At 62.6% G+C, this 7,110-nt stretch carries 7 protein-coding genes; all 7 read left to right on the top strand.

Going from position 1 to position 7,110, the window contains the following annotated elements; all coding sequences use genetic code 11:
• A partial coding sequence (locus QAT43_RS04305; RefSeq protein WP_305041809.1) for a polysaccharide deacetylase family protein occupies positions 1-671 on the top strand: 671 nt, incomplete at its 5' end.
• A gap of 47 nt (positions 672-718) precedes the next feature.
• Positions 719-2,035: a nucleotide sugar dehydrogenase gene (locus QAT43_RS04300; RefSeq protein WP_305041808.1), complete on the top strand. Its 1,317-nt coding sequence runs from the start codon at positions 719-721 to the stop codon at positions 2,033-2,035.
• 82 nt (positions 2,036-2,117) lie between these two features.
• Positions 2,118-3,038, top strand: coding sequence for a dTDP-4-dehydrorhamnose reductase (rfbD, locus tag QAT43_RS04295; RefSeq protein ID WP_305041807.1), 921 nt, complete (start codon positions 2,118-2,120; stop codon positions 3,036-3,038).
• A complete protein-coding gene (locus QAT43_RS04290) occupies positions 3,035-3,913 on the top strand; it encodes a YicC/YloC family endoribonuclease (RefSeq protein ID WP_305041806.1) in 879 nt (292 codons plus the stop codon). Before rfbD ends, QAT43_RS04290 begins: the two co-directional genes overlap by 4 nt.
• Positions 3,903-4,529 carry a guanylate kinase gene (gmk, locus tag QAT43_RS04285; RefSeq protein ID WP_305041805.1) on the top strand — a complete coding sequence of 209 codons (627 nt, stop codon included), beginning with the start codon at positions 3,903-3,905 and terminating at the stop codon, positions 4,527-4,529. The genes QAT43_RS04290 and gmk overlap by 11 nt, the downstream gene beginning before the upstream one ends.
• A gap of 40 nt (positions 4,530-4,569) precedes the next feature.
• The gene (gene rpoZ / locus QAT43_RS04280; protein ID WP_305041804.1) at positions 4,570-4,776 is read left to right on the top strand and encodes a DNA-directed RNA polymerase subunit omega; all 207 of its coding nucleotides are present in this window, start codon (positions 4,570-4,572) and stop codon (positions 4,774-4,776) included.
• A gap of 137 nt (positions 4,777-4,913) precedes the next feature.
• A complete protein-coding gene (locus QAT43_RS04275; protein ID WP_305041803.1) occupies positions 4,914-7,070 on the top strand; it encodes a RelA/SpoT family protein in 2,157 nt (718 codons plus the stop codon).
• Positions 7,071-7,110: the final 40 nt, after the last annotated feature.

The raw sequence follows: 7,110 nt of genomic DNA, 5'->3' as shown, positions 1-7,110 counted from the left end.
AGGCGTTGCGGCGGATCGCCGAGGCGGGCATCGAAATCGGCAACCACTCCGCGGCCCATGAGCACATGGCGGCGCCGCGCGCCGGGGAAGATGCGGCGGCCTGGCGCGAGCGCATGCGGAACGACCTGCTTGGTGCGCAGGCGGCTTTTCGCGAGCACCTCGGCAGGGAACCCCGGCTCTTTGCCTATCCCTACGGCGAGTACAGCCCGGCGCTCATGGAGTTGCTCCGTGAGCTCGGTTTTCAGGCGGCGGCCACCCAGCATTCCGGCGTGATCTCGACGCACAGCCATCTGCTGGCCTTGCCGCGCTTTCCCATGGGCGGTTCCTACGCCACGTTCGAGGGCTTTCGCGACAAGTTGCGCATGCGCGCCCTGCCGGTGTTGAAATCCGCGCCGGCGGATCCCTTGCTCGGCGGCGACAATCCGCCCTGGCTGACCCTGACCATCGACCCGCAAAGCGATGTGGATCTGGCGGGGCTCAGCTTTTTCGTGCGCGGTCGCCCGGAAACCGGCCTGGTGTTCGATCCCGAGCAGCCCGGCGTGGTGCGGGTTCGCGCGGCAGATCCCCTGACCGGTCGGCGCACCAACTACACCCTGACCGCCCCCGCGAAAACGGGCGGCGGCTGGTATTGGTACAGTCATCTGTGGATTCGTCCCGAGATGCCGGAATAGATCCCACCTTTTTAGTCATCTGTCCTACGTTCAGGAGGTTTGCATACATGGTTCACGTGGAGGACATCAAGGCGCGCAAGGCCGCCATCGCCCTGGTCGGTCTGGGTTATGTGGGGCTGCCCCTGGCGGCGGCCTTTGGGCGCCAGGCGCAAGTCATCGGCTTTGACATCAGCGAGCGCAAAATCGAGGAGCTGCGCCGCGGCTACGACGCCACGGGCGAGCTCTCCGCCGCCGAGCTGGCCGCCACCCAGATCGAGTACACCAGCGATCCCGCGCAGTTGCGCAAGGCGCGCTTCATCATCGTCACCGTGCCCACCCCCATCGACGAGCACCGCAAGCCCGATCTGACCCCCTTGGTGTCGGCCTCGACCTGCATCGGCCGTCATCTGGTGCCGGGCACCATCGTGGTTTACGAATCCACGGTCTATCCCGGTCTGACCGAGGAGGTCTGCCTGCCGATTCTGGAGAAGGAATCGGGCCTTAAGGCGGGTGTGGACTTCAAGCTCGGCTATTCGCCTGAGCGCATCAACCCCGGCGACAAGGTGCATACCGTCGATAAGATCGTCAAGGTGGTGGCCGGGCAGGACGCCGAAACCCTCGAAACCGTGGCCCAGGTCTATGAAATGGTGGTGAGCGCCGGGGTGCATCGAGCGTCGAGCATCAAGGTCGCCGAGGCGGCCAAGGTCATCGAGAACACCCAGCGCGACCTCAACATCGCCCTCATGAACGAGTTGGCCATCATCTTCAACCGCCTGGGCATCCCGACCCGCGACGTGCTCGAAGCGGCCGGCACCAAATGGAATTTTCTCAAGTTCACTCCCGGCCTGGTCGGGGGCCATTGCATCGGCGTCGATCCCTACTATCTCACCCACAAGGCGGAGGCGGTGGGCTATCATCCCCAGGTGATCCTCGCCGGGCGGCGCATCAACGACGGCATGGGCAAGTACGTGGCCGAGATGACGGTGAAAAAGCTCATTCAGGCGGACAAGGCGGTGAAAAACGCCCGGGTGCTGGTGCTGGGACTGACCTTCAAGGAAGATGTCCCCGACATCCGCAACACCAAGGTGGTGGATATCGTCAACGAGCTGCGCGAATACGGCATCGAGGTGCTGGTGCATGATCCTTTGGCCTCGGCCGAGGAGGCGCGCCACGAATATGATCTGAAGCTGACCCCTTGGGAGGAGGTGGGCGCCTTGGATGCGGTGATCCTGGCGGTTTCCCATCGACAATACGCGGAACTGACGCCCCTGCGCCTGCGGGAGATGACCGCCAACGGCAATGGCCGCGGCGTGGTCATCGATGTCAAGTCGCTGCTGAATCCGGCGGCGATCCGCGAGCAGGGTCTGGTGTACTGGCGGCTGTAATGGCTCGAAAGCAACCACGAATGGCACGAATGACCACGGATTGTCTTCACAATTGTTGCCACGGCGCCGGGGAGGATCCGCAATGAGCCCGTATCGGGGAGAACCACGCCCCAAGTTGCTCTTGACGGGCGCGGGGGGGATGCTCGGCGGCATGTTTCGGCAGCGCATGCCGGCACTTTACGATCTGCATGCCTGCGACCATGCCGCGCTGGATATCACCGATGCCGCTCAGGTCGAGGCCCTGGTGGAGCGGCTGCAGCCGCGGGTGATCATCAACTGCGCCGCCTATGCCCGGGTCGACGACTGCGAAAAGAGCCGCGAACTGGCCCTGCGGGTCAATGGGGAAGGGCCGGGCGTGCTGGCGCGCGCCGCGCGCAAGGTCGGGGCCGTGCTGGTGCACATCTCGACGGATTATGTGTTCGACGGCTGCAAGGACACGCCCTACGTCGAGGATGATGCCACGGCGCCGCTGTCGGTCTATGGCCTCTCCAAGCTGCGCGGCGAGCAGGCCATCGCGGCCGGCGGACTGGAGCGCTTTTTCATCGTGCGCACCAGCTGGCTCTACGGCCCGGGGGGCGGTAATTTCGTCGAGACCATCATCCGTTTGGCCAAGGAGCGCGAAGAGTTGCGCATCGTCGCCGACCAGATCGGTTGTCCAACCTACACCCGCGATCTGGTGCTGGCGGTGTTTCGCCTGCTCGATACGCCGCGTCATCGCGACATCGGGCAGAACGGCAATCCCTACGGCATTTACCATTTCGCCGACGCCGGGCAATGCAGCTGGTTCGAGTTCGCCGAGGATATCGTCGGTATGCTGCGTCATCACGAATCTTCCCTGGCCGTGAAGCGTATCCTGCCTATCCGTACCGAGGACTACCCCCTGCCGGCGACGCGGCCGCGTTGGTCGGTCATGTCGACGGAGAAATATCAACGCTTGACCGGAGCGGTCGTGCCCCATTGGCGACAGAGTTTGCAGGATTATTTTGAAGCGAGGTTCGCATGATCAAGAGCATGACCGGCTATGGCAAGGGGCAGGCGCGGCACGGTGGCTTGTCCTTGACCGTTGAAATCAAGACCGTCAATCACCGCTTTGGCGATATCGGCATCAAGGCGCCGCGTTTTTTGCTGCCCCTCGAAAACGAGATCAAGAAGCGCGTCGGCGAACGGCTGCGGCGCGGCAAGATCGACCTGTTCATCTCCCAGGAACTGACCGAGACGGCGGCGTCGGTTCCGGTCCTCAACCGGCCCCTGGCCGAGGCTTACGTCAATCTGTTCCGCCAGATGGAGGCTTGGTTCGATCTGCGTGACGGCATTCCCCTGGCGCTGCTCGCCGGTCAGCGCGACGTCATTCAGTTGGAGGAGGCCAGTCTCGATCCGCCGCAGGTCGCCCAGGTCCTCAATGACGCCCTGGATCAGGCCCTCGCCTCGGTGGAGCAGATGCGGGCCGCTGAAGGCCGGGCGACCCTGGACGACCTGGAGGCGCGGCTGCGACAGGGCGAGGGGTTTCTCGACCAGATCAAGGCGCGGGCACCGCGGGTGGTCGAAGAGTGGCGCGACAAGCTGCACCAGCGTTTGGAGAAGTTTCGCGGCGATTTCGAGGTGGATCCCCAGCGGCTCGCCCAGGAGGTCGCCCTATTTGCCGATCGCTGCGACATCAGCGAGGAAACGGCGCGTTTTGCCAGTCACCTGGCCCAGTTTCGCGAACTGCTGCGTCAGGATGAGGCGGTGGGGCGCCAGCTGGATTTTCTCGCCCAGGAACTCAACCGCGAGGCCAACACCATGGGCTCCAAATCCAACGACGCCGAACTGACCCGCTTGGTGGTGCAGCTCAAGGCGGAGTTGGAGAAAATTCGCGAGCAGGTGCAGAATGTCGAGTGATCGCAACGCCTCGCCCCGGGGAACCCTGTTCATCGTCTCCGCCCCCTCGGGAACCGGCAAGACCACCCTGTGCAAGCGCATTATTGACATTTTTCCCAACCTGCGGCAGTCTGTCTCGTTCACCACCCGGCCCATGCGGCCCGGCGAGCGCCACGGGGTCGACTATTTTTTCGTCAGCCCGGAAACCTTCGCCGAAATGGTCGCCGCCGGTGCCTTCGCCGAGTGGGCGGAAGTACACGGCAACCGTTACGGCACCGCCATCAAAACCCTTGAGGACTGGCGCAACGCCGGGCTTGATGTGCTGCTCGACATCGACATCCAGGGCGCGGCGCAACTGCGGGAAAGCTACGGCGAAGGGGTTTTTATATTCATCCTGCCGCCGGATCTGGCCGAGTTACGGCGACGCCTGGAAGGGCGCGGCACCGATGCGCCGGAGGTGATCGAGCGGCGCATCGCCAATGCCCGCCGCGAAATACCCGAATGCGTGCGCTATGATTACCTCATCGTCAACGATGATTTTGACCAGGCCCTGCACCGCCTGAGCGCCATCCTGACCGCCGAGGCGTGCCGCACCGCGCGCGTGCTTCCGGCCTTGGCGCAAACCTTTGAACTTTGATCGCAAGCTCTAAACCCAAGTTCCCAAGGAGATGTTCACCATGGCACGTGTAACCGTTGAAGATTGCCTGCGGCAGATTCCCAACCGTTTTTTGCTGACGATGATCGCCGCCAAGCGCACCAAGCAGCTCTACAAGGGCGGCGCGTCGCTCATCGAGAACAAGCAGAACAACAAGAAGGTCGTGCTCGCCCTGCGCGAAATCGCCGCCGGCAAGATCGAATACGAGCTGCCGACACGCCGAAAATAGCCTGCCGGCTCATGCATTTTGCCCCTTGATCCTGCAAGGGAGCAGGCGCCATACTGAGGCGGTCGGCGTTGAGCCGGTCGCCTCTTTTTCTTAAGCCTCACAGGCTTTTCACGGCAACCGCGGGGCCGGATAATTGCATGGTTCGTCTCGACGACATTCTCGAAAAAATTCTTTCCTACAATCCCTCCGCCGACCTCGATGCCGTGCGCAAGGCCTATGTGTTCAGCGCCAAGGTTCATCAGGGCCAGATTCGCCTGTCGGGCGAACCCTACCTGACGCATCCCATGGAGGTTGCCTACATTCTCGCTCTCTTGCGCATGGACGTGGCCACGGTGGTGACGGGTCTGCTGCATGATGCCATTGAGGACACTCTCACCACCCTGGATGAGATCCGCGCGATTTTCGGCGACGAGGTTGCCGGCCTGGTTGACGGGGTGACCAAGATCAGCAAGATTTTCCTGCGTTCCAGCGAGGAGCGGCAGGCGGAGAATTTCCGCAAGATGCTCATCGCCATGGCGCGCGACATCCGCGTGATCCTGGTCAAGCTGGCCGATCGCCTGCACAACATGCGCACCCTGAGTTTTCAGGCGTCCCATCGGCAGCAGCGCATTGCGCAGGAAACCCTCGACATTTACGCGCCCCTGGCCAATCGGCTGGGTATCAGCTGGATCAAGAGCGAACTTGAGGATCTCGCTCTGCAATACCTGCAGCCGGCCACCTTCAAGGATCTGTCCGCCAAGGTCGCCAAGCGCAAAAAGGAACGCGAGGGCTACGTCGATCAGGTCAAGCACAAGATCCGCGTCAAGCTGGAAGAGCAGGGCATCAGCGGCGAGGTTTCCGGCCGCGCCAAGCACCTCTATTCCATCTATCGCAAGATGGACAAGCAGGGCATCGACTTTGAGCAGGTCTACGACCTCATCGCCTTTCGCGTGCTGGTCGATTCGGTGCGCGAATGCTATGAGGTGCTGGGCATCATCCATTCCACCTGGAAGCCCATTCCCGGACGCTTCAAGGATTACATCGCCATGCCCAAGGCCAATATGTACCAGTCGCTGCACACGACGGTCATCGGCCCCTTCAGCGAGCGCATGGAGGTGCAGATCCGCACCTGGGAGATGCACCGCATCGCCGAGGAGGGCATCGCCGCGCACTGGAAGTACAAGGAGGGCAAGACCGATGGCGCGGAGGGGCGCGAGGAGCGCGGCTTCGGCTGGTTGCGCCAGCTGCTTGAATGGCAGCAGGAGCTCAAGGATTCCCGCGAGTTCATGGACACGGTCAAGATTGACCTGTTTCCCGAGGAAGTGTTCGTCTTTACCCCCAAGGGCGAGGTCAAGGAGCTGCCCAAGGGATCAACGCCCGTCGATTTCGCCTACAGCGTGCATACCGATGTCGGCCACACCTGCGTGGGGGCGCGCATCAACGGGCGGCTGGTGCCGCTCAAGACCGAGCTGCGCAACGGCGACATCATCGAGGTCATCACCGCGCCCAACCATACGCCGAGCAAGGACTGGCTCAAGTTCGTCGCCACCTCCAAGGCGCGCAACAAGATCCGCCAGTGGATCAAGGCCGAGCAGCGCGAGAAGAGCATCGAGATCGGCCGCGACGTGCTGGAAAAGGAGTTGCGCAAGTACGGCATGAGCTTCAATCGCGCCACCTCCTCGCCGGATATGGCGCGCAGCATCAAGGAGTTGGGCTTCGATCAGATGGAGGAGGTGCTCGCCGCCATCGGCTATGGCAAGCTCTCCGCCGGGCAGGTCATCACCCGCCTGATACCCCAGGACAAGCTGCGCAGCCCGGAGGAGCAGAAGTCCAGCCGCATCGGCCAGGTTCTCGACAAAATCCGCAAGAAGCCCTCCAGCGCCATCAAGATCCAGGGCATCGAGGACATCATGGTGCGCTTCGCCAAGTGCTGCAACCCGCTGCCCGGCGATGCCGTGGTGGGGTTCATCACTCGCGGCCGCGGCGTGACGGTGCACACCTCGGACTGTCCCCATGTGCTGGAGGCCGACCCCGAACGGCGCGTCGATATCGAATGGGACATGAAAAAAAAGGCGTCGCGACCGGTGAGCATTCGCGTGTACTGCGTCGATCAAAAAGGCATGCTGGCCGGCATCACCGGCGCCATCACCAATTGCGAGGCCAACATCATCAGCGCCAGCGTGCATTCCACGGGGGACGGCAAGGGCGTCAACAATTTCGTGGTCGACGTGCAGAACCTCGAACATCTCACCAAAGTCACCAACGCCCTGCTCAAGGTCAAGGGGGTATACAAGGTGGAGCGCTTGCGCAGTTAGAAGACCAGGGGCGGTTCGCTCCTTCATACCACACACCGGG

Source organism: Geoalkalibacter sp., from assembly GCF_030604225.1.
GTDB lineage: Bacteria > Desulfobacterota > Desulfuromonadia > Desulfuromonadales > Geoalkalibacteraceae > Geoalkalibacter.
Note: the sequence above shows the minus strand (reverse complement) of the source record. Positions and strands in the feature narration are given on the sequence as shown.